This is a genomic window from Luteimonas sp. MC1572 (assembly GCF_016615815.1).
In the GTDB taxonomy this organism is placed as follows: domain Bacteria; phylum Pseudomonadota; class Gammaproteobacteria; order Xanthomonadales; family Xanthomonadaceae; genus Luteimonas.
Window position 1 is genome coordinate 1,941,848 of the sequence record NZ_CP067112.1, and the last position, 19,744, is coordinate 1,961,591.

19 protein-coding genes and 1 tRNA gene are annotated in these 19,744 nt (G+C 70.2%); 2 read left to right on the top strand and 18 right to left on the bottom strand.

The annotated features are described in order from the left end of the window. The 14 genes from hisIE to hisS form a co-directional block, all read right to left on the bottom strand. Positions 1-600: a bifunctional phosphoribosyl-AMP cyclohydrolase/phosphoribosyl-ATP diphosphatase HisIE gene (gene hisIE, locus JGR64_RS08810; protein WP_199372993.1), complete on the bottom strand. Its 600-nt coding sequence runs from the start codon at positions 598-600 to the stop codon at positions 1-3. After that, positions 593-1,366 carry an imidazole glycerol phosphate synthase subunit HisF gene (gene hisF, locus JGR64_RS08815; protein ID WP_199372994.1) on the bottom strand — a complete coding sequence of 258 codons (774 nt, stop codon included), beginning with the start codon at positions 1,364-1,366 and terminating at the stop codon, positions 593-595. Before hisF ends, hisIE begins: the two co-directional genes overlap by 8 nt. Further along, positions 1,360-2,121, bottom strand: a complete 762-nt coding sequence (locus tag JGR64_RS08820) for a HisA/HisF-related TIM barrel protein (protein WP_199372995.1) — start codon at positions 2,119-2,121, stop codon at positions 1,360-1,362. Before JGR64_RS08820 ends, hisF begins: the two co-directional genes overlap by 7 nt. Beyond that, positions 2,118-2,714 (bottom strand): imidazole glycerol phosphate synthase subunit HisH, encoded by a 597-nt coding sequence (gene hisH / locus JGR64_RS08825; protein ID WP_199372996.1) that lies wholly within the window; start codon positions 2,712-2,714, stop codon positions 2,118-2,120. The genes JGR64_RS08820 and hisH overlap by 4 nt, the downstream gene beginning before the upstream one ends. Before the next feature lie 2 nt (positions 2,715-2,716). Then, on the bottom strand, positions 2,717-3,790 hold the full coding sequence (gene hisB / locus JGR64_RS08830) for a bifunctional histidinol-phosphatase/imidazoleglycerol-phosphate dehydratase HisB (RefSeq protein WP_199372997.1): 1,074 nt from the start codon (positions 3,788-3,790) through the stop codon (positions 2,717-2,719). Beyond that, on the bottom strand, positions 3,787-4,869 hold the full coding sequence (gene hisC, locus JGR64_RS08835) for a histidinol-phosphate transaminase (protein WP_199372998.1): 1,083 nt from the start codon (positions 4,867-4,869) through the stop codon (positions 3,787-3,789). Before hisC ends, hisB begins: the two co-directional genes overlap by 4 nt. Beyond that, positions 4,866-6,173 (bottom strand): histidinol dehydrogenase, encoded by a 1,308-nt coding sequence (gene hisD / locus JGR64_RS08840; protein WP_199372999.1) that lies wholly within the window; start codon positions 6,171-6,173, stop codon positions 4,866-4,868. The genes hisC and hisD overlap by 4 nt, the downstream gene beginning before the upstream one ends. Beyond that, the gene (gene hisG / locus JGR64_RS08845) at positions 6,170-7,084 is read right to left on the bottom strand and encodes an ATP phosphoribosyltransferase (protein WP_199373000.1); all 915 of its coding nucleotides are present in this window, start codon (positions 7,082-7,084) and stop codon (positions 6,170-6,172) included. The genes hisD and hisG overlap by 4 nt, the downstream gene beginning before the upstream one ends. Positions 7,085-7,095: 11 nt before the next feature. Further along, positions 7,096-7,422 (bottom strand): YerC/YecD family TrpR-related protein, encoded by a 327-nt coding sequence (locus JGR64_RS08850; RefSeq protein ID WP_199373001.1) that lies wholly within the window; start codon positions 7,420-7,422, stop codon positions 7,096-7,098. 98 nt (positions 7,423-7,520) lie between these two features. Then, on the bottom strand, positions 7,521-8,993 hold the full coding sequence (locus JGR64_RS08855) for a hypothetical protein (RefSeq protein WP_199373002.1): 1,473 nt from the start codon (positions 8,991-8,993) through the stop codon (positions 7,521-7,523). Between the two features lie 5 nt (positions 8,994-8,998). Further along, a complete protein-coding gene (locus JGR64_RS08860; protein WP_199373003.1) occupies positions 8,999-9,577 on the bottom strand; it encodes a hypothetical protein in 579 nt (192 codons plus the stop codon). A 185-nt stretch (positions 9,578-9,762) separates the two neighbouring features. After that, positions 9,763-10,119 carry a hypothetical protein gene (locus JGR64_RS08865; RefSeq protein ID WP_199373004.1) on the bottom strand — a complete coding sequence of 119 codons (357 nt, stop codon included), beginning with the start codon at positions 10,117-10,119 and terminating at the stop codon, positions 9,763-9,765. Next, positions 10,116-12,023 (bottom strand): aromatic amino acid lyase, encoded by a 1,908-nt coding sequence (locus tag JGR64_RS08870; protein ID WP_234446939.1) that lies wholly within the window; start codon positions 12,021-12,023, stop codon positions 10,116-10,118. Before JGR64_RS08870 ends, JGR64_RS08865 begins: the two co-directional genes overlap by 4 nt. Then, a complete protein-coding gene (gene hisS / locus JGR64_RS08875; RefSeq protein WP_199373005.1) occupies positions 12,013-13,404 on the bottom strand; it encodes a histidine--tRNA ligase in 1,392 nt (463 codons plus the stop codon). Before hisS ends, JGR64_RS08870 begins: the two co-directional genes overlap by 11 nt. 134 nt (positions 13,405-13,538) lie before the next feature. Between hisS and JGR64_RS08880 the strand changes: the two genes are divergently transcribed. Continuing rightward, positions 13,539-13,615, top strand: a tRNA-Pro gene (locus JGR64_RS08880). Between the two features lie 84 nt (positions 13,616-13,699). Beyond that, a complete protein-coding gene (locus JGR64_RS08885) occupies positions 13,700-14,968 on the top strand; it encodes an MFS transporter (RefSeq protein ID WP_199373006.1) in 1,269 nt (422 codons plus the stop codon). Between the two features lie 48 nt (positions 14,969-15,016). On the opposite strand, the gene argH is transcribed toward JGR64_RS08885, so the two are convergent. Genes argH through JGR64_RS08905 form a run of 4 tightly spaced genes read right to left on the bottom strand, consistent with a single transcriptional unit; the run spans position 15,017 to position 19,730 of the window. Next, positions 15,017-16,321: an argininosuccinate lyase gene (argH, locus tag JGR64_RS08890; protein WP_199373007.1), complete on the bottom strand. Its 1,305-nt coding sequence runs from the start codon at positions 16,319-16,321 to the stop codon at positions 15,017-15,019. Positions 16,322-16,337: 16 nt separating this feature from the next. Continuing rightward, a complete protein-coding gene (argC, locus tag JGR64_RS08895) occupies positions 16,338-17,285 on the bottom strand; it encodes an N-acetyl-gamma-glutamyl-phosphate reductase (RefSeq protein ID WP_199373008.1) in 948 nt (315 codons plus the stop codon). Continuing rightward, positions 17,278-18,648 (bottom strand): acetylglutamate kinase, encoded by a 1,371-nt coding sequence (locus JGR64_RS08900; protein WP_199373009.1) that lies wholly within the window; start codon positions 18,646-18,648, stop codon positions 17,278-17,280. Before JGR64_RS08900 ends, argC begins: the two co-directional genes overlap by 8 nt. Then, complete coding sequence (locus tag JGR64_RS08905; RefSeq protein ID WP_199373252.1) at positions 18,645-19,730, bottom strand: acetylornithine deacetylase; 1,086 nt, start codon at positions 19,728-19,730, stop codon at positions 18,645-18,647. Before JGR64_RS08905 ends, JGR64_RS08900 begins: the two co-directional genes overlap by 4 nt. Positions 19,731-19,744 lie beyond the last annotated feature (14 nt).

Sequence of the window (19,744 nt, forward strand, 5' to 3'; positions counted from 1 at the left end):
TCACGCGCTGCGCGTACGCAGCACCTGCTCCAGGTCGGACAATCCCAGACCGCGCGCGCGCAGCAGCACCAGCAGGTGATAGGCCAGGTCGGCGGCCTCGCCGAGCAACGCGGCGTCTTCCTCGACGACCGCCGCCAGCGCGGTCTCCACGCCTTCCTCGCCGACCTTCTGCGCGATGCGGCGGATGCCGCCAGCCAGCAGGCGCGTGGTGTAGCTGCCTTCCGGCATCGCGGCGGCACGCGACTCGACCACGCGGTCGAGCTCGGCAAGCGCGCTGCCGCGAGCCCCGCCGAAACAGCTGTCGCGACCGAGGTGGCAGGTGGGTCCCTGTGGCTCCGCCGTCACCAGCAGCGCATCGGCGTCGCAGTCGATCTCGATGGCGACCAGCTTCAGGTGATGGCCACTGTATTCGCCCTTGGTCCACAGGCGCTGGCGGCTGCGGCTGAAGAACGTGACCAGGCCGGTCTCGTGCGTGGCCGCGAGCGACTCGCGGCTCATGTACCCGAGCATCAGCACCCGCTGCGTGCGCGCGTCCTGCACGATCGCCGGCAGCAGGCCGCCGCCCTTGTCCCAGTCCAGAGCCGGCATGGCGTCACGCATCGCGCACCTCGATGCCCTGCGCGCGCAGGGCCTGCTTGAGTTCGGGGATGACGATTTCCCCGGAGTGGAAGACGCTGGCCGCCAGCGCGGCATCGACGTCGGCCTCGCGGAACACTTCGGCGAAATGCGCGCTGGTCCCGGCGCCGCCGGACGCCACCAGTGGCACCCGGCACGCGGCGCGCGCGGCGTGAAGCTGTTCGATGTCGTAGCCGATCCTCGCGCCGTCGCTGGCCATGCAGTTCAGCACCACCTCGCCGGCACCGAGCGACTGCACTTCCTCGATCCAGTCGAGCGTGCGCCGCCCGGGTGCGCGCATCGCCGCGGCATCGCCGGTATGGGTGCGCACGCGCCACTCGCCGTCGGCCTCGCGCAACGAGTCGATACCGACGACCACGCACTGCACGCCGAACGCGTCGGCCAGCTCCGTGACCAGCGCGGGACGCTCGAGCGCCGGCGTGTTGACCGAGATCTTGTCGGCCCCCGCGTGCAGCACGCGGCGCGCGTCGTCGACGCTGCGGATGCCGCCGGCGACGCAGAACGGAATGTCCAGCAGCCGCGCCAGGCGCTCGATCCAGGCGATGTCGACGCTGCGCCCGCGTGGACTGGCACCGATGTCGTAGAACACCAGCTCGTCGGCCCCCTGGTCGCGATAGCGCTGCGCGAGCGTGGCGATGTCGCCGACGTCGACGTGGTCGCGGAAACGCACGCCCTTGACCACACGGCCGTCCTGCACGTCGAGGCAGGGAATGATGCGGCGGCTCAGCATGGTGGCGCCTGCGCGGAGATGACGTACGCCAGCGCGTCGGCCAGCGCCAGACGGCCTTCCAGCAGCGCCTTGCCGAGCACGATGCCGTCGCAGCCGATGCCGCGCGCGGCGGCGACGTCGGCGGCGTCGCGTGCACCGCCGCTGGCCTGCAGCCGCAGCGTGGGCGCACGCGCGAGCAGCCGCGCGTAGAGCGCCAGGTTGGGGCCGGCCAGCATGCCGTCGCGGCCGATGTCGGTGCACAGGAGGTGCTGCAAGCCGGCGTCGGCATGGAACGCCACCAAGGCGTCCAGTGTGTCCGCGGCGTCTTCGGTCCAACCGTGCGTGGCGGGGCGCCACTGCCCGTCCGCTGCCTGGCGCGCGTCCAGCGCGACCACGATCCGCTCGGCACCGTAGCGCGCGACCCACGCCGCGACCATCTCGCGCTCGGCGACCGCCAGCGAGCCGATGACCACGCGGTCCGCCCCGGCCTCCAGCATCGCGACGACATCGGCCTCGCTGCGCACGCCGCCACCGGTCTGCACCGACAACCCGGTCCGCGCCTTGATGCCGGACAGCAGCGGCGCCAGCGTGTAGCCGCCGGCGCGTGCCGCGTCGAGATCGATCAGGTGCAGCCAGCGCGCACCCGCTTCGGCATGGCGCATGGCCAGGTCCAGCGGCGCATCCGTGTAGCGGGACTCGCGCGAGTAATCGCCCTGCGCCAGCCGCACCACGCGGCCATCGCGGATGTCGATCGCCGGATAGACCGTGAAACTCATGTCCGCGCTCCAAGGAAGTTCTGCAGCAGTCGCGCACCGGCCGCGGCGGAGCGTTCCGGATGGAACTGCGCGCCGGCCACCAGGCCGTGCTCCACCACCGCCGCGAAGGCCGCACCGTGCGTGCAGTCAGCCACGCAGTCGCCGGTCACGGGCGCGGCGTAGCCATGCACGAAGTAGACCCATGCGCCGTCGTCGATCCCGGCCATCAACCGCGAATCGCCTCGCGTGCGCAGCCGGTTCCAGCCCATGTGCGGGACGCGCACGCCGGGTGCCGGGGCCATGCGCCGCACGCTGCCACGCAACAGCCCGAGGCAGGCCACATCGCCCTCCTCGGAAGACTCGAACAGCAGCTGCATGCCGAGGCAGATGCCCAGCAACGGCACCGTCGGTGCTTTTAGCACTGCTTCGAACCCGCGCTCGCGCAGCAGCCGCATCGCCGGCGCGGCGGCACCGACGCCCGGCAGGATCACGCGCGCCGCGCCGCGCAGCGCATCGGCATCGCGCGCGATGCGTGGCCGGGCGCCGATCCGCTCCAGCGCATGGCGCACCGAGCCCAGGTTGGCGCCGCCGGCATCGATGACCGCCACGTCCATGGCTACAGCGTGCCCTTGGTGCTCGGCAGCACCTGGCCGCTGCGCGCGACCGCCTGCCGGAGCGCGCGCGCGAAGGCCTTGAAGCAGGCCTCCACCTGGTGGTGGTCGTTGTCGCCTTTGACCTGCAGGTGCAGGTTCAGCCCGCAGGCGTCGCACAGCGAGCGGAAGAAGTGCGCCACCAGTTCGGTCGGCAGGTCGCCCACGCGCTCGCGCCGGAATGTGCCTTCGAACACCAGGTACGGCCGGCCGCCGAAGTCGAGTGCCGCGCTGGCCAGGGTCTCGTCCATCGGCAGGGTGAAGCCGTAGCGGCCGATGCCGCGCTTGTCGCCCAGCGCCTCGCGCAGCGCCTGGCCCAGCGCCAGGCCGGTGTCCTCGACGGTGTGGTGTTCGTCGATGTGCAGGTCGCCTTCGGCCTGCACCCGCAGCGCGATGCCGCCGTGCTTGCCGATTTGTTCCAGCATGTGGTCGAAGAATGCCAGGCCGGTGGCGATGGCCGGCTCCGCCACGCTGTCCAGGTCGATGTCGACGCGGATGCGGGTTTCGCGTGTTTCTCGCACCACGCTCGCGCGGCGGGGCGCATCGACCAGCGCGTGTGCGATCGAAGGCCAGTCCCATTCGCCACCGAAGCGCGATGAGCGCAGGTGGAAGCCGCGGATGCCAAGGTTGTCGGCGAACTGCATGTCGGTGTCGCGGTCGCCCACCATGGCCGAACGCGACCAATCGATGCTGCGGTCCTTGATGTATGGCATGACCAGGCCCAGGCCGGGCTTGCGCGTGGGCGCGTTGTCGGCGGGCAGGCTGCTGTCGATGAGCACGTCGCGAAAGGTGATGCCCTGGCTTTCGAAGAACTGCATCATCAGCAGCTGTGGGCCATCGAAGTCCGCCTGCGGAAATGCATCGGTTCCCAGTCCGTCCTGGTTGCTGACGATGACGAACTGGTAGCCGGCATCGCGCAGGCGCAGCAATGCCGGCACCACGTCGCGGCAGAAGCGCAGCTTGTGCAGGCCGTCGACTTGCAGGTCGGCGGGCTCCTCGATGAGCGTGCCGTCGCGGTCGACGAACAGGATCGGTGTCATGGCGTGCTCCTCGCCGCGCGGAGCGCAGTCAATACGCGTTCGTTCTCGGCCGCCGTGCCGATGGTGATGCGAAGTGCATCGTCGAGGCCGGCAACAGCGCGCTGGTCGCGCACCACCACGCCCTCGGCCTGCAGCGAGGCCAGCGCGGCGCCGGCGTCGGCGAAGCGCAGCAGCAGGAAGTTGCCCGCCGACGCATACACCCGGCGCACGCCGGGCAGGCAGGCCAGGGCAAGCCGCATGCGCTCGCGCTCGGCGACCACCAGGTCCACGCGTGCGCGCGTTGTTGCCAGTGCTTCCGGCGCCAAAGCCGACAGGGCAAGCGCTGCACACGGTGCCGGCACCGGATACGGCGCCTGGCAGGCGCGCAGCGCGGCGATGAGGCCGGCATCCGCGATCACGCAGCCGATCCGCGCCGCCGCCAGCGCATGCGCCTTGGACAGCGTGCGCAGCACGGCCAGGTTGGGGCAGTTGGCCAGCAGCGCGGTCGCAGACGCCTGGCTGTCGAACTCCGCGTAGGCCTCGTCCACCACTACCAGCGCGCGGCCCGCGAGCCGCGCCGCGATCTCGGCAATGAGCGCCAGCGGAATCGCGCCACCCGTCGGGTTGGATGGCGAGCACAGGAACACGATCCGTGCGTTGCCCTGCACCGCCGCGGCGAGCAGTGCTTCGCCATCCAGCTCGAATCCAGCGTCGGTGTCGCGCAGCGGCACCTCGAGCAGCGGCGCTCCCTGCAGCCGCGCGCTGACCGCATACATGCCGAACACCGGCGGCGTAGCCAGCACCGCGTCGATGCCGGGACGGCACAGCGCGCGCACCAGCAGGTCGATCGCCTCGTCACTGCCGCGGCCCACCAGCAACTGGTCGGGTTTGCAGCCGTACAGCGCGGCCAGCGCGGCGCGCAGCACAACGGGCTGCGGCTCTGGGTAGCGGTTGGCGTCGCCGCCGGCATCGCCCGGGTTCGGCCACGCGCTTTCGTTGGCATTGAGCCAGACATCGCCGCGCATCGCTTCACCGCGTGCGGAGCGGTAGCCTGCGAACCCGCGCAGGTCCGGGCGCAGCAGCTCGATGGCCGCGCTCATGCGCATGCCTGCAGCGGCGACTGCAGCCGCAGGCGCACCGCGTTGGCGTGTGCTTCGAGCCCTTCGGCCTCGGCCAGCACGACCGCGTCCGGACCGATCGCGGCGATGCCCGCTGGCGTAGCAGTCTGCACGCTCAGGAAATTCTGGAAGCTGGCCACGCTGACGCCGCTCCACGCCGCCGCCGAGCCACCGGTCGGCAGCACGTGGTTGGTGCCGCTGCAGTAGTCACCCAGCGCCTCCGGCGTGTGGTCGCCAAGGAACACCGAGCCTGCGGCCGCCACGCGATCCAGCCAGGCGCGCGGCGCGCGCAGCGCAAGGATCAGGTGCTCCGGCGCATAGTCGTTGCTGATGGCGAACGCCTCGTCGAGCGTGTCCACCAGCACCAGTCGCGACGCCGACAGCGCCTCGCGCGCGATCGCCGCACGCGGCAACGCGTCCAGCTGCGCTTCGAGCTCGACCCCCACCCGCTCGAGCAAGGCCTCGCTGTCGGACAGCAGCAGCACCTGCGAATCCGGACCGTGCTCGGCCTGCGACAGGAGGTCCGCCGCGACCCACGCGGCGTTGGCGCCGGCATCCGCGATCACCAGCACCTCCGACGGCCCCGCGGGCATGTCGATCGCCGCCAGGCCCGCCTGCGCCACCTGGCGCTTGGCCTCGGTGACGTAGGCGTTGCCGGGGCCGAACACCTTGTCGCAGGCCGGCACGCTCGCCGTGCCGCAGGCCATGGCCGCAATCGCCTGCGCGCCGCCGAGCTTGAACACCCGCGTGATGCCGCACAGGGCCGCCGCCACCAGCACCGCAGGATCCGCGCTGCCGTCGGCGCGCGGTGGCGTGCACAGCACGATGTCCGCGCAGCCGGCGAGGCTTGCCGGCACGCCGAGCATCAGCGCGGTGGACGGCAACGGCGCGCTGCCGGCGGGCACGTACAGGCCGACGCGGCGGATCGGGCGCACGACGCGCTCGCAGGTCACGCCGGGCGCGGTATCGACGGCGTAGTCGCCCTGCATGCCGGCGCGGTGGAAGGTTTCGATGCGTGCCCGTGCCGCGACCATCGCGCCGCGCAGGGTCGCGGACACCTGCGCCTGCGCGGCGAGGAAATCGCCGTCGCCCACCACGAACGCGTCGAGGTCGACACCGTCGAACCTGCGGGCGTACTCCGTCAGCGCCACATCGCCACGCAGCCGCACCTGCTCGATGATCCCCGCGACCGAGCGCGCGGTCGCCTCCGACGTGGCCTGCGTCGGGCGGCGCAGCGCGGCGTTGCGCGCGGTGGCATCCAGGGTGGACCAGCGCAGCCGCTTCATGCCAGCGTCCTCTCGACCGGCAGCACCATCAGGCCACTGGCACCCGCCAACTTGAGGTCCTCCAGCCGCTGCCAGGTCATCGCGCCATGGCACAGCGCCTGCAACGACAGGCTGTCGGCGCCGTCCAGCTGCATCACGGTCGGCGGCTCGGCGTCGGGCAGCAGCTTCATCAGGCCGGGCATCGCACTGCGCGGCGCCTGGAAGAGCAGCAGCCGGCTGTCGCGGATCTTCAGCACGCCATCCAGCCTGCGCAGCAGCAGTTGCGCGAGGTCGGCGCGGGCATCGGTGAACGGCTGCGGCGGACCTGCCAGCACGGCCTCGCTGCGCAGCAGCGTGGCCACCGGCACCAGCTGGTTTGCCGAGAGCGTGGCGCCACTCGACACCAGGTCGCAGATCGCATCGGCCTGCCCCAGCCGCGGCGCGATCTCGACCGACCCCGACAGCGTGACCACCGAAGCGGACACGCCGTTGGCCTGCAGCCACTGGCGCAGCAATGCGGGATAGCTGGTGGCGATGCGCGCGCCCTGGAGCTGCGCAGGCCCGTCCCAGGCCTGGCCTTCCGGCAGCGCGATGTCGAGCCGGCAGCCGCCGAACCCCAGCGCGCGCAGCTCGCGTGCAGCCGCGGCAGTGCCCTGCTCCGCGCGCTCGGCCGAGTATTCGTCCAGCACGTTGCGCCCGACGATGCCGTAGTCGCAGACGCCGTCGGCGAGCAACCCGGGGATATCGTCGTCACGCACCAGCAGCAGATCGACCGGCAGCGACTCGCCGTAGCAGAACAGGCGGTCGCGGCTCTCTCGCCACGACAGCCCGCAGGATGCGAGCAGGGCACGCGCCGGCTCGCCCAGGCGGCCGGATTTCTGGATGGCAATGCGCAATCGATCGCGGCGCGCCGCGGCGACGGGAGGACTCATGGCGGGGGCCTTCAGTGGGATTCGGCGAGGCGGGGAAACTGGCTACGCACGGCCGCGGCATAGCCGCCCTCGCCCTGCTCCAGCGTGCGGGCGACGCGCCCGACGGTGGTCACGCTGACCATGGTGCGTTCGTGGATCTCGCGATACGGCACGCCTTCAAGCAGCAGCGGCACCACGCGCCAGCGATCGGACATGGCCTCCAGCTCGGCCGGAGTGCACAGGTCGCGCAGGAACGCCGCCACCTCCGCCGGGTTGTCGAGCGCGGCAAGCGCCTTCGCCAACGCCTTGAATCCGGCATCGGCGTCCTTCCTCGACAGTGTTAGCGGGCGTTGTTTCATTGTGACAGCGTGTTAATGCGTTAGTACATTATGCACAGCACCCGAGGCGGCGCAAGTCCGCTCGTTCATCTCGAAGTTCGGGAACGCCGGCGGACTGCCTAGAGGCCTGCGGGCCCACCCTGCTGGGGCCCGACTTGCTGCATGGACGCGTGTGCCGGCGACCGTTCCGGCCTATCAACAGCGCGATTGCAGTGTCGGAGAACCTGGTCCACGTCGACGCCAGCGGCATCCTCCACCGACGTCACGCTCCAGCGCGTAGCGGGATCGCGAGGGTCACCCTGCCAGGCGATGAGCTTCCCACTCGAATCCTGCAGAGTCCTGGCGCCACCTTCGCTGAGACGTGCCAGAGTCACCCCGGTCATGCCCGAGCGCTGGACGTCCTGAAGGACACTGCCGGCGATACCGCAGGCGTCATCGTGGGCACCAACGTCGGGGACACTCCGGCCATCGGCCAGCCCACGAGCCTCGGCGGCTCCGTTGCCTGGACTCATGGGCTGCGCCCGACCCAGTTCGATATGGTCCGGCGTATCGACCTCACGACGCCGGGCGACCGGCTCACCCACCAGAGTCCATCCCGCCTCGCTCAGTCGATACTGAAAACCCCGGGGCCCAGTGACACTGAGGTCTCCCGCGACATCAAGCTCGACCCGGGCCATTTCGAGCCTGGCGAGCTTGTTGATCCCCGACGAGATTGCAGGGCCAGAGGGAAGGCCGAGTTCGACATTCCTGAAGATCCGTGAGCCCTGCGCAGGGTCTCGCATCATTGCATCGAACAACTGGAGCTCGGGATTGATGTTGAAGCCGCGCGCGAGCGCCGCATCGCCGTTCACGTAGACCACCTCCCTCCAGCGCGTGCTCAGCGCGCCGTGCCCCGTCTCCATGGCATTCATCAAGCGAATGCCGGCAAGCACAGAGTCTCTCCCGCTGACTATCGCCTTGCGCGCTTGCGGATTGAGACCTTCGATTCCGCTTGATCCGATCCAGTGCTCCACCGCCTCGGAACTCATCTCTGTGCCTAGCAACTGCTGGAGCAGTCTTGCGCCGCGAGTCTCGTTCTGATTGAACAGCTTGCTGGTCATCGCAACGATTTCGCCAACCGCCGCAGGGTCGGAGACGCCGAGATCCTGCAGCCATCCGACCTGAGAAAGCGGCTCGCCGATCCGGGCCCATTTGTACTCGATCTGCTCGCGATTGAGCGCGTTGACGAAATCGCGACCCGAGTCGGACCTCAGGTACGCGTTGAGCCGCTCCTGCTCGCCCTGGGTAAGACCGTTTCCAACTTGCCCTCTCCGCTGAAGCCGGTTTGTCAGTGAGTCGACCTCGACGTTGCTGAACCGATCTTCTGGCCGCGACCAAGCCTGGTAGTTGTCCAACAGCAGGTGAACTTTCTCACCCCGGCCTCGCTGCCCGAAGTCCCACTGGACCATGCCGACCGACCAACCCGAGTTGCCAGTGCTGTGTACGAGTGCGTATGCGGGGAAGGTACCAACCTCACTTGCTCGGCCGACGGCGTTGTATGCAATCGCCTCAAATGACACTTTGCTCAGTGGGTTATAGACATCCTTGTCCATGCTGCTCACTCCCTGGCTTGTTCAAGCTCCTGGATCTTGCTGTCGATTTCCGAAACCCGCTGCTCCGTCCAATGCGCGCGACAGGCCTCCGTGAGGTCGGAGGCTTCCCGTCGCGACATTCCATCCGCGAACGGTTCCAGTGAGCACGCAGCGTCGCGCCATGCACGCCATGCCTCATCGGCCGCGGAGGCCAGCGTGCCCAAATCGTCCAGATAGGCAGGATCGGATTCGACATACGTGGCGAGGCGTCTCCTGTTGATCGCAAGCATCTCGGCGCCAAGGTCACGCAACCTGCGCTCCGCCCGATGCATGTCCCGATAAGGCTTGCATGCGTTTGCACGCAGAGCCTCGCATCGGGCGATCAGCTCTTCACCCACCCCTGCGAAACAGGCTTCCTTGGCAGTGAGCTCACTGATCGAATGACAGTCTTCGCCTTCAAGAACTGCGTCGACATGCGCCACCTCGCCGTGACCTGATGACTGAAGCGCGCGGGCGTCCCGAGTTGCTGCTGTGAGGGCCAACGATGCTGTCAGCAGCATCACGTGCGCAGGCATCGTGGTGCGAAACGGGGAAGTTTTCGACATTGCGGGTCCCTCCATGTAGTCGACAGGCCCACCCTCTCGCCATTGCGGCGGAGCCGGGTGCCATGGCGTGCTTCCTTGCACGCGCCGAGTCTAGCGCCATCTGTGGCGCGGGACGCGGGCCGTTCCGCAGTTCGGGAAATCCCCTACACCGCCTGTGGGCCAGCGGGGCACACCATCGCGGCCGGCTACCTGCCCCGCCGCTCCGCCACCATCCAGGCCAGCGCCACGCCACAAACCGCGCCCACCATCTCCATCAGCACGCGGGTGCCGAGGCCGTTGGGGTCATGGATCTTGGCCAGCGCGATGCGGGCGTACACGGGCGATTCCAGCTTCACCACGCCCATGTAGAACAGGTGCCAGATGTCGATGCCGGCACCAAGCGCCACCGCCGACAGGCAGGCCCAGCCTATGGCGTGGCCGGGCGTCCAGCGCTGGCGCACGCCGATGGCGTGGAACAGCGCGTAGGCCAGCGCGCCGATCAGCAGCGCGATCAACCCGGCCTCCAACGCCCCCAGCCAGCCCAAGTGCAGCGGCAGGTTCAACCCGGGACGCCGCTGCGCGGGATCGCAGCGAGCAGCGTGCCCTCTTCCACCAGCCTTACAGCGGCGGCAACCTCGCCATCCAGCGCGCGGTCGCGGTCGAGGAACGGGATGCGCGTGCGGATCACGGCGTGCGCCGCCGCCACGGCCTTGCCGGGGTGGAAGGCCTCCGCGGCCGCGAGTTCGCCGCGCAGGCCGTCGACTTCGGCGATGAAGGCCGCCTGCGCCGCGACGTCCGCGAGCGCGCCAGACTGCACCTTCGCGGCAAACATTTCTGCGTCGACGCGTCGCGCCAGGTCACGCGCGGCATTGATCATGTCGCGCCGCAGGTCCAGCGCCTGGGCGGCGGTGTACAGCTCCAGCGCGAGCACCTTGCCGAGATCGGCGGCCATGGCCAGCACGTGGCGCGCCTCGTTGGCGCCCATGGACACGTGATCCTCGGCGTTGGCCGAAGTCGGGATGGAATACACGCTGGTCGGCATGGCGCGGCTGGCGAGGTCGTTGACGATCGCGGCGGCGGTGTACTGCACGATCATGAAGCCGGATTCGGTGCCGTCCTCGTTGCCGATCAGGAATGCCGGCAGGCCGTCGTTGGTGGCCGGGTCGACCAGCTTGTTGAGGCGGCGCTCGGAGATCGAGGCCAGCACCGGGATCGCGGCCTTGACGTAGCTCATCGCCAGCGCCAGCGGCATGCCGTGGAAGTGCCCGGCGGAAATGACTTGCTCCTCGACGTGCTCGGCCACCTTGTCCGGGAACACCAGCGGATTGTCGGTGACCGAATTGAGTTCGACCTCGAGCACGCGCGCGGCCTGCGCCACCGCGTCGCGCACCGCGCCGTGCACCTGCGGCACGCAGCGCAGCGAATAGCTGTCCTGCGGCTGGTGCTTCTTGCCGCCGCGGAACGGGCGGAAGCGGTCGTAGAACTTCTCGCGGCCGTGGCGCTGGCCCAGCGGCACCCAGTCCCAGCCGATGTCGAAATTGAGCGCCTGCGCCGCGGCGACATCCCAGCTTGTCGGCAGCCACTGCCTGAAGCGTGGCACCAGGTGGTACGGGATATCCGCCAGCGTGGAGCCTTCAAGCAGCGCGCGCAGGTGCGCGGCGGCCGCGACCTGGCCCGGGTGCGGACGCAGCGCGTGCACGTCCTCGGCGAAGGCACCGAGGCGCCCGGCAAAGGCGTCGATGGTCATCGCCGCGGCGAGGTCCGCGGTATCCAGCAGGTCCTCGAGCTGCGCCACCGCCAGCACGCCCATCGCCAGCATCTGCGCGGTGCCGTTGTTGAGCGCCAGGCCCTCCTTGTACGACAGCTGCAGCGGCTCCAGGCCGGCGCGGCGCAGCGCTTCGGCACCTGGCATGCGTTCGCCTTCGACGAACGCCTCGCCGCCTCCGAGCAGCACGATCGCCAGGTGCGACAGCGGCGACAGGTCGCCCGAGGCGCCCACCGACCCGAGCGCCGGCACCACCGGCACGATGCCGGCGTTGAGCATCGCGGCCATCGCCTGCAGCGTGCCGACGCGGATGCCCGAGTGCCCGCGCAGCAGGGTGTTGATGCGGATGCACAGCATCGCGCGCACCACGTCGGCGGCCAGCGGCTCACCGACGTTCACCGCATGGGTGATGATCAGGTTGTGCTGCAGCTCCTCGTGCAGCGAGCGGCCGGAGGGCGTGGCGCCCGGCAGCTCGTCGCGCAGCGGATGCGCACCGAGCAACTTGTCGGCATTGCTGCCGAAGCCGGTGGACACGCCGTAGATCGGCTCCTCGCGGCGCACCTGCTCGGCCAGGAAGTCGGCGGCGCGGGCGACCGCGGTCAATGCGCGCTCATCGAGCGCGACGCTGGCGCCCCGCGCAACGGCCACCAGCTGCGCGCGCGTCAGCGACAGCCCGTCGAGGCGGATCACGTTATTGCCCACCCTGCACCTTCCATTGTTCGCGCTCCACGAGCAGCGTCTGCGCCAGTTCGGCTTCGACGACTTCGAACTGTTCGCCGCGACGGAGGTCCTTGACCGCCACCACGCCGCGTTCGGCCTCGTTGTCGCCGCGGATCACCACGAAGCGGATGCCGGCGCGGTCGGCGTACTGCATCTGCTTGGCCAGCTTGCGCGGCTCCAGCTGGGTCTCGACGTTCAGGCCGGCAGCGCGCAGGCGCTGCGACAGGGCGAGGGCGTGTTCCAGCCCCGCGTCGTCGAACAGCGTGACCAGCGCATCGACCGAACTTTCAGCGGTCGTCACCAGCCCCGCCTCGCGCAGCTGCCAGAACAGCCGCGTCAGGCCGATGGAAATGCCGACGCCGGGCAGCTTCGACTTCGTGTAGTGCCCGGCGAGGTCCTCGTAGCGGCCGCCCGAGCAGATCGAGCCGATGCCGGGGTTCGCGTCGAGCACGGTCTCGTAGACCATGCCGGTGTAGTAGTCCAGGCCGCGCGCGATGGACAGGTTGATCGCGTAGCGCGCCTCGGGCACGCCCATCGCCTTCAGCGTACCGAGCAGCGCGCGCAGCTCGTCGCGGCCTTCCTCGAACAGCGCGGTGCCGGCGCCGAGCGCATCGAGCCGCGCCAGCGCATCGTCGTGGCCGGTGGAGCGCACGCGCGAGAACGCCATCAGCCGCTCCACGACGTCCGCGGCAATGCCGAAACCCTCGCCTTCGAGCGTCGCGCGCACTGCGTCCTCGCCGCGCTTGTCGAGCTTGTCGATCTCGCGCAGCACCGCCGCCTGGCGGTCGCCTTCGATGCCCAGGCCCTCGAAGTAGCCGCGCAGCAGCTTGCGGTGGTTGAGCTGGATGGTGAACGCGCCGATGCCCAGCGCCTCGAACACCGCGTGGATGACCGCCGGGATCTCGGCGTCGAACCGCGGCGACAGCGTGTCCTTGCCGATCACGTCGATGTCGCACTGGTAGAACTCGCGGAAGCGCCCGCGCTGGGCGCGCTCGCCGCGATACACGCGCTGCATCTGGTAGCGGCGGAACGGAAACGCCAGGTCGTGCTCGTGCTCGGCCACGTAGCGCGCCAGCGGCACGGTGAGGTCGAAGCGCAGCGCCATCTCCGGCACGCCCTCGGCGCCGCCGGACTCGGCCGCCTTGCCCAGCGCACCGGTGGACTGCACGAAATACACCTGGCGCTCGGTCTCGCCGCCGGTCTTGGTCAGCAGGACCTCGGACAGCTCGAACACCGGGGTTTCCACCGGCAGGAAGCCGAAGCGCTCGAAGGTGCCGCGGATGGTGTCGAGCATGCGCTGGAAGGCGATCTGGTCGCGGGGCAGCAGCTCCATGACGCCCGGGGGCGTGCGTGGCTTGATCAAGGCGGGAAACTCCGGGGACAAGGTGGACCGGTGAGCCCCGCATTCTAGCGACTGCGGGCACATCCCCGGCACGGCGCAACACAAGGGGCTTGCCCTTCGCGCCGCCGACTCCTAAAATGCGCGGCTCACCGACTCGGGGTGTAGCTCAGCCTGGTAGAGCGCTACGTTCGGGACGTAGAAGTCGCAGGTTCGAATCCTGTCTCCCCGACCACTGGTGATTGCAAGCGAAGACCGGCCCATCGGCCGGTCTTTTCGTTTCCGCGCCCGGCGCGGCTTCCTGGAGTCCGTTCCCCCCATGCGTGCAACAGCGTCCCCGGCATCGCCCACACCCGCCCTCGGCGCGGGCGCGGCGCTGGTGCTCGCCGGGATCGTGCTGTCCGCGTTCAACCTGCGCACGGCCGTCACCTCCATCACCCCGCTGCTGGACGTGCTGGGCCACGAGTTCGCGTTCGGCGCCGCCATGGCCGGCGTGCTGGGCATGCTGCCGAGTGCGGCTTTCGCCCTGTTTGGCGTGGCGACGCCGGCCATCGCGCATCGCGCCGGCCTGGAACGCACCGCGCTGCTGGCGATGGTGCTGGCCGCCGCCGGACTTGTGCTGCGCTCGCTGGCCCCTGGCACTGCGGTGCTGATCGCCGGCTCGGTCGTGGCGCTGGCCGGCGCCGGCATCGGCAACGTGGTGCTGCCGCCACTGGTGAAGCGCTATTTCGCCGCGCGCATCGGCATGGTCAGCACGCTGTACATCGCGGTCATGCAGATGGGCACCATCCTGCCGGCGCTGCTGGCCGTGCCGGTGGCCGCGGCCGTGGGCTGGCGCATCTCGCTGGGCGCGTGGGCCCTGATCGCGGTGGCGGCGATCCTGCCCTGGCTGGGCGTGCTGTGGATCGAGCGCCGCGCCGATTCCGCGCTGGCACGCGTCCACGACCGCGCCGTGCTGCCCGGCGACGGCGCCCCCGAACTCGTCGCCCCGCCCCCGCGCGTGCGCACCTGGCGCACCGCGATCGGCTGGGGCATGGCGCTGATGTTCGGCATGACCTCGCTGATGACCTATGCCCTGTTCACCTGGCTGCCCAAGCTGCTGACCGACGCGGGCGCCAGCCCGGCCTACGGTGGCGCGATGGTGGCGTTGTTCGCCGGCCTGGGCCTGCTCGGTGCGCTCGTGATGCCGGCGATCGCCGTGCGCGTACGCAACCCCTTCCCGATCGTCTTCGCCTGCGCCGCGTGCCAGGTGGCGGCCTACGCGGGGCTGCTGGTCGCCCCGATGGCCATGCCACTGCTCTGGGTCTCCCTGCTCGGGCTCGGCGGCTGCACCTTCCCGCTTGCGCTGACCCTGCTCAACAAGCGCACCCGCACTCCGGCAGGCTCCGCCGCTCTCTCGGGCTTCACGCAGGGCATGGGCTACACGCTGGCCTGTCTTGGCCCGCTGCTGTTCGGGCTGCTGCATGAGACCACCGGCAGCTGGACCTGGCCGTTCGCCATGCTCGCCGCAAGCGCCGTGGTGATGCTGCTGGGCGCGTGGCAGGCCTGCAAGCCGCGATTCCTCGAAGACGCCCTGCAACGGGCGTAGACCTGGCCAGCGGCGCCCGAAGCGCCGCGCAACCTCGCCGGCCCTCGCTCAGCTTCCGGACATGCCCTGCACGTCCACCAGACGCGCGCGCAGCACCTCAAGCCCGGGATCAGCCGCCGCGCCGGGCGACACCCGCGCCAGCAGGCTCGCCGCCGGATCGCCTTCCGCCCAGCGCGCCGGGTCCGCCGCCTGGCGATACGCATCCCGGAACGGCACGCCTTCGCGCGCCATGTCGACCGCAAGGTCCGTGGCATACATCGACGGCTCCAGCGCGCCACGCATGCGGTCGGTGTTCCAGTCCAGGTTGCGCAGCAGGTCCGGCAGCAGCGCCAGCGCCTGCAAGCCCTTGCCGAAGCCATGGAACAGCGCGCCCTTCGACACCTGCAGGTCGCGGTGGTAGCCCGACGGCAGCGACAGCAGCTGCTCGATCTCGCAGCGCGCCGCGGCCACGCTCGCGTAGGTCGCGCGCATCAGCTCGATGACGTCGGGATTGCGCTTGTTGGGCATGATCGAGCTGCCGGTGGTGTACTGCGCCGGTAGCGCCACGAAGCCGAACTCGGCGGCCGTGAACAGGCTCAGGTCCCAGGCGAGGCGGCGCAGGTCGAGCATCGCGCTCGACAGCGCCTCCAGCGCCGCCATCTCGAACTTGCCGCGCGACAGCTGTGCGTACGTCGCCGCGACCTGCATGCGCCCGAAGCCGAGCGCGGCGGTGGTGTGGTCGCGGTCGAGCGGCAGGTTGACGCCGTAGCCGGCCGCGCTGCCGAGCGGATTGGCGTCGATCCAGGCCAGGGTGTCGCGCGCGCGCGCCGCGTTGTCGATGAACGCCTCCGCCCACGCCGACCACCACATGCCGAGCGACGACACCACCGCGCGCTGCAGGTGCGTGTAGCCGGGCAGCGGCACGTCGCGCTCAGCCGCGGCACGGTCGAGCGCGATGCCCGCGACCTCCACGCACAGCGCCTGCGTGCGCGCCAGCTGCGCCTTCAGCCACAGCCGCGTCGCCACCAGCACCTGGTCGTTGCGGCTGCGGCCGGTGTGGATGCGGCGCCCGGCATCGCCAAGGCGCTCGGTGAGGCGCGCCTCGATCGCGGAGTGGCCGTCCTCGTAGCGGTCGTCGAGCACGAAGCGGCCGGCGCTGAAATCACCGGCCAGCACGTCGAGCTCGCGCTCGATGCCGGCGAGTTCGTCTTCGGCCAGGATCGCGATGCGCGCCAGGCCCTGCGCATGCGCGCGGCTGGCCTCGATGTCGTGCAGGAAGAACTCGCGGTCGAGCACCACGTCGTCGCCGGCCAGGAAAGCCTGGATGGCGGCATCGACGGTGACGCCGGGCTTTTGCCACAGAAGGTCGGACATGTCGGTTCCAGCGGGATCAGTCGAGCGGGATGCCTTGCGTCTCGGGATAGCCGAAGGCGAGGTTGAGGTTCTGCAGCGCTTGGGTGGCGGCGCCCTTGAGCAGGTTGTCGAGCGTGGCCACCACCACCAGGCGGCGCCCGTCGGCCGACAGCGTGAAGCCGCCGACCTCCACGCCGTGGCGGCCGGCGATCGCGCTCACCCACGGCGCTTCGTCCACCACGCGCAGCAGCGGCTCGCCGGCATAGCGGGCGTGGTAGCGCGCACGCACGGTGTCCAGCGTGACCGGCGTGCGCAGGTGCAGGTTGGCGGTGAGCGTGATGCCCCGGAAATGCGGCGCCACGTGCGGCATGAACTCGACCGGCGCGCCCAGGTGACGTGTGACCTCGCGCTCGTGCAGGTGATCCACCAGCGCGTAGGGCATCAGGTTGTCGCGCAGCTTGCCGGGATCGTTGCGGTCGGAGGGCGAGGTGCCGGCGCCCGAGAACCCGGACACGCCGAAGCACTGAACGGCGCCTTCGAGCTCATCGAGCATCGGCGCGATGGCGAACTGCATGGCGCTGGCGTAGCAGCCCGGGTTGGCGATGCGCCGTTGCCCGGCATACGTGCTGCGTGTCAGTTCCGGCAGCCCGTAATACCAGGCGTCGTCGAAGCGGTGGTCGGCCGACAGGTCCACGATCACGGGGTCGGCGCCCTCCCCGGCCAGGCCGGCGACGCAGGCATCCGATTTGCCGTTGGGCAGCGCCAGCACGCAGGCATCGACGGCGTACCCGCCAAGCGACTCATGCGCGATGTTGGCGTAGCGCAAGTCGCCGCGGTACTCGGGCACGTGCGCCGACACCGGCTGGCCGTCGAGTTCGCGCGAGGACACGAACGCGAGCTCGAAGCCGGGGTGCGCGGCGAGCAGGCGGATGAGTTCGGCGCCGGTATGGCCGCGCGCGCCGACGATGCCGACCGACTTAACCATGACGCACCGCCGCTGGCGCACGCGAGGGATCAAGCAGCGTCGGCTGGCGCACCGCGCAATGCGCCACCGCGCGCTCGATGTCCGGGAACGCCTGCAGGCCGTACCAGAACACCTTCCACTTGGCCTGCTTGTAGCAGCCGTCGGACTCTGCGTAATAGAAGATGTTGACCGCGTTGTCGTGGCGCGAACGCCAGAACAGCCGCGGGGTTTCCTCGCGCATCACCTGCCACACCGCGCGCCCGAGGCCCTCGCCCTGCGCGTCGTCGAGCACCGCGAACTTGTCGAGATACGGCACGCCGTCCACTTCGGTGAGGATCACCGCGGTGCGGTAGTGCTCGCTGACGTAGGCGCGCAGCAGCGGCGTGCGCTCGAAGTAGTCGTGCGCCAGCGTGCGTCCGAAGGCCGATTCGATCAGCGTGCGCAGCCGCGGCAGGTCCAGCTGGTCCCAGCGTTCGGCGCGCAGCACGCGCTCGCCGCGACGCACCAGGGTGCCGGAGCCCTTGTGGGTGAACAGCTCCTTGGCCAGCTCGCCGGGGCGCGTGATCGACACCGACGACGAATGCGGCAGCGCCATCAGCAGGTCGTGGATCTGCTCGATCTTCACCCGCATGCCGGAGTGCAGCCAGGGCTGCGCCAGCAGTTCGTCGTATTCGGTGCTGAGGTTGATCGAGTCGATCAGCTCGCCGTCGGCGCCAAGCAGGCCGCCGGTGCCGGTGAGGAACACGATCTTGTACGGTTGCAGGGTCTTGATGAGTTCGTTGGCGGCCCAGTCGGCGTTGACGTTGACGATCTGGCCTTCCGCCGTCTCGCCGAGCGAGGCGATCACCGGGATCGAGCCGGCCTTGATCGCCGCACCCACGCCGTCGGTATCGACGCGCGCGACCTTGCCGACCAGGCCATAGCGCTCGCGGTCGAGGAACGCGCACTCGAACACGCCCGACTGGATCGACGTGGCGCGCACGCCCTCCGCCTGCAGTGCCTCCACCAGGCGCAGGTTCTCCTCGCGCATCACGCGGCGCACGATCGCCAGGCCTTCGGCATCGGTGTAGCGCAGGTTGTCGACCACGCGCTTCTCGATGCCGGCATCGCGCATGGCTTCGTCGAGCTGCGGCCCGGCGCCGTGCAGCACGATCGGCGTCAGGCCGACCTGCTGCAGGAACGCCAGCGACGACACCAGCTCGTCGAGCTGGTCGCGCAGCACGGCGCCACCCACCTTGACCACCGCGAAGCGTGCGGCATCGAGCTGCGAGAAGCGCTTCAGGTACTGGCTGATTTCCTTGGCGCTGCCCATTCCGGACAGCAGGCGGACGATGGTCTGCCGGGTCTGGCGGTGGACGTTCTGCATGGCGGGCGTTGCGTTCATGTGGCCTTCGAGAGGATGGCGTGCACGGCGCCGGCGTAGCGTGCGAGCTGGTCGAGCGCGACCCATTCGTCAGCGGTATGCGCCTGGGCGATGTGGCCGGGCCCGTAGACGATGGCGTTGAGGCCGGCGGCGGAGAACAGCGAGGCTTCGGTCCAGAAATCGACGGCGTTGCCGATCGCGAGGCCCAGGCCGTCGGCCAGGTCGCGTGCGGCCAGGCGGCGCTCTTCCGCGGCAGACACGTCGCCGGCCGGCAGCGAGGGGCCGAAGAACGTGGGCGTGTAGTCGCTGCCTTCCGCGGCCAGCGCGGCGAAGCGCGCGTGCAGCACCTCCATGTCCTGCGACGGCAGCGGGCGGAAGCCGAAGCGCACCTCGGCTGCCGGCGCGATCACGTTGGCCTTGATGCCGCCCTCGACGCGACCGATGTTGAAGCGCAGCCCGGTCAGGCCGCCGAACCGCTGGTGGGCCTCGCCTTCAGCCAGCGCCAGTGCGTCCACGCCCCAGCGCATCGCCTTGTGCACGGCGCTGGCGGACAGCGCCTGCGCGCCCGATGCATGGCCGGCTTCGCCGTGGAAGCGCAGCTGCACCGCGGCGATGCCACGGTGTGCGAGCACCGCCTCGCAGCCGGTCGGCTCGGCCACCAGCACGTCTTCGAAGCCGTGCGCGGATGCCAGGAACGCGGCGATGCAGCGCGGGTCGTTGGCTTCCTCGTCGCTGGAGAACAGGAACGCCGCATCGCCGCCGCTGGCCTGCGCCGCGGCGATCAGCGCCGCGGCCGCGCCCTTGATGTCGCAGGCGCCGAGGCCGATCGCGCGCCCGTCCTCGACGCGCAGCACGTGCGGATCGGCGGTCCATGCCGGCGAGTCCGGCACCGTGTCCAGGTGCACGTTGAACAGCAGCGCCGGCTGGCCGCGACGGGCGAACAGCGACACCGCGCCCGCGCCGTGGTCGCTGACCGTCACCTCGAAATCCGGCAGCTGCCCGCGGATGTAGTCGAAGATCCCGCCGCTGTCGATCGCGCGCGGCGGGTTGCGGGTGTCGAACGCCACCAGCGCGCGCAGGTGGCGCAGCACGGCATCGAGCAGCGGGTCGCCGGCGT

Coding starts and splice junctions, on each gene's coding strand:
- hisH (WP_199372996.1), bottom strand. CDS start 2,714: ATGGACGTGGCGGTCATCGATGCCGGCGGCGCCAACCTGGGCTCGGTG.
- hisC (WP_199372998.1), bottom strand. CDS start 4,869: ATGAGCGCGGCCATCGAGCTGCTGCGCCCGGACCTGCGCGGGTTCGCA.
- JGR64_RS08860 (WP_199373003.1), bottom strand. CDS start 9,577: ATGTCGAAAACTTCCCCGTTTCGCACCACGATGCCTGCGCACGTGATG.
- hisIE (WP_199372993.1), bottom strand. CDS start 600: ATGCGTGACGCCATGCCGGCTCTGGACTGGGACAAGGGCGGCGGCCTG.
- argH (WP_199373007.1), bottom strand. CDS start 16,321: ATGTCCGACCTTCTGTGGCAAAAGCCCGGCGTCACCGTCGATGCCGCC.
- JGR64_RS08885 (WP_199373006.1), top strand. CDS start 13,700: ATGCGTGCAACAGCGTCCCCGGCATCGCCCACACCCGCCCTCGGCGCG.
- JGR64_RS08820 (WP_199372995.1), bottom strand. CDS start 2,121: ATGAGTTTCACGGTCTATCCGGCGATCGACATCCGCGATGGCCGCGTG.
- JGR64_RS08855 (WP_199373002.1), bottom strand. CDS start 8,993: ATGGACAAGGATGTCTATAACCCACTGAGCAAAGTGTCATTTGAGGCG.
- JGR64_RS08900 (WP_199373009.1), bottom strand. CDS start 18,648: ATGAACGCAACGCCCGCCATGCAGAACGTCCACCGCCAGACCCGGCAG.
- hisB (WP_199372997.1), bottom strand. CDS start 3,790: ATGACACCGATCCTGTTCGTCGACCGCGACGGCACGCTCATCGAGGAG.
- argC (WP_199373008.1), bottom strand. CDS start 17,285: ATGGTTAAGTCGGTCGGCATCGTCGGCGCGCGCGGCCATACCGGCGCC.
- hisG (WP_199373000.1), bottom strand. CDS start 7,084: ATGAGTCCTCCCGTCGCCGCGGCGCGCCGCGATCGATTGCGCATTGCC.
- JGR64_RS08850 (WP_199373001.1), bottom strand. CDS start 7,422: ATGAAACAACGCCCGCTAACACTGTCGAGGAAGGACGCCGATGCCGGA.
- hisD (WP_199372999.1), bottom strand. CDS start 6,173: ATGAAGCGGCTGCGCTGGTCCACCCTGGATGCCACCGCGCGCAACGCC.
- hisF (WP_199372994.1), bottom strand. CDS start 1,366: ATGCTGAGCCGCCGCATCATTCCCTGCCTCGACGTGCAGGACGGCCGT.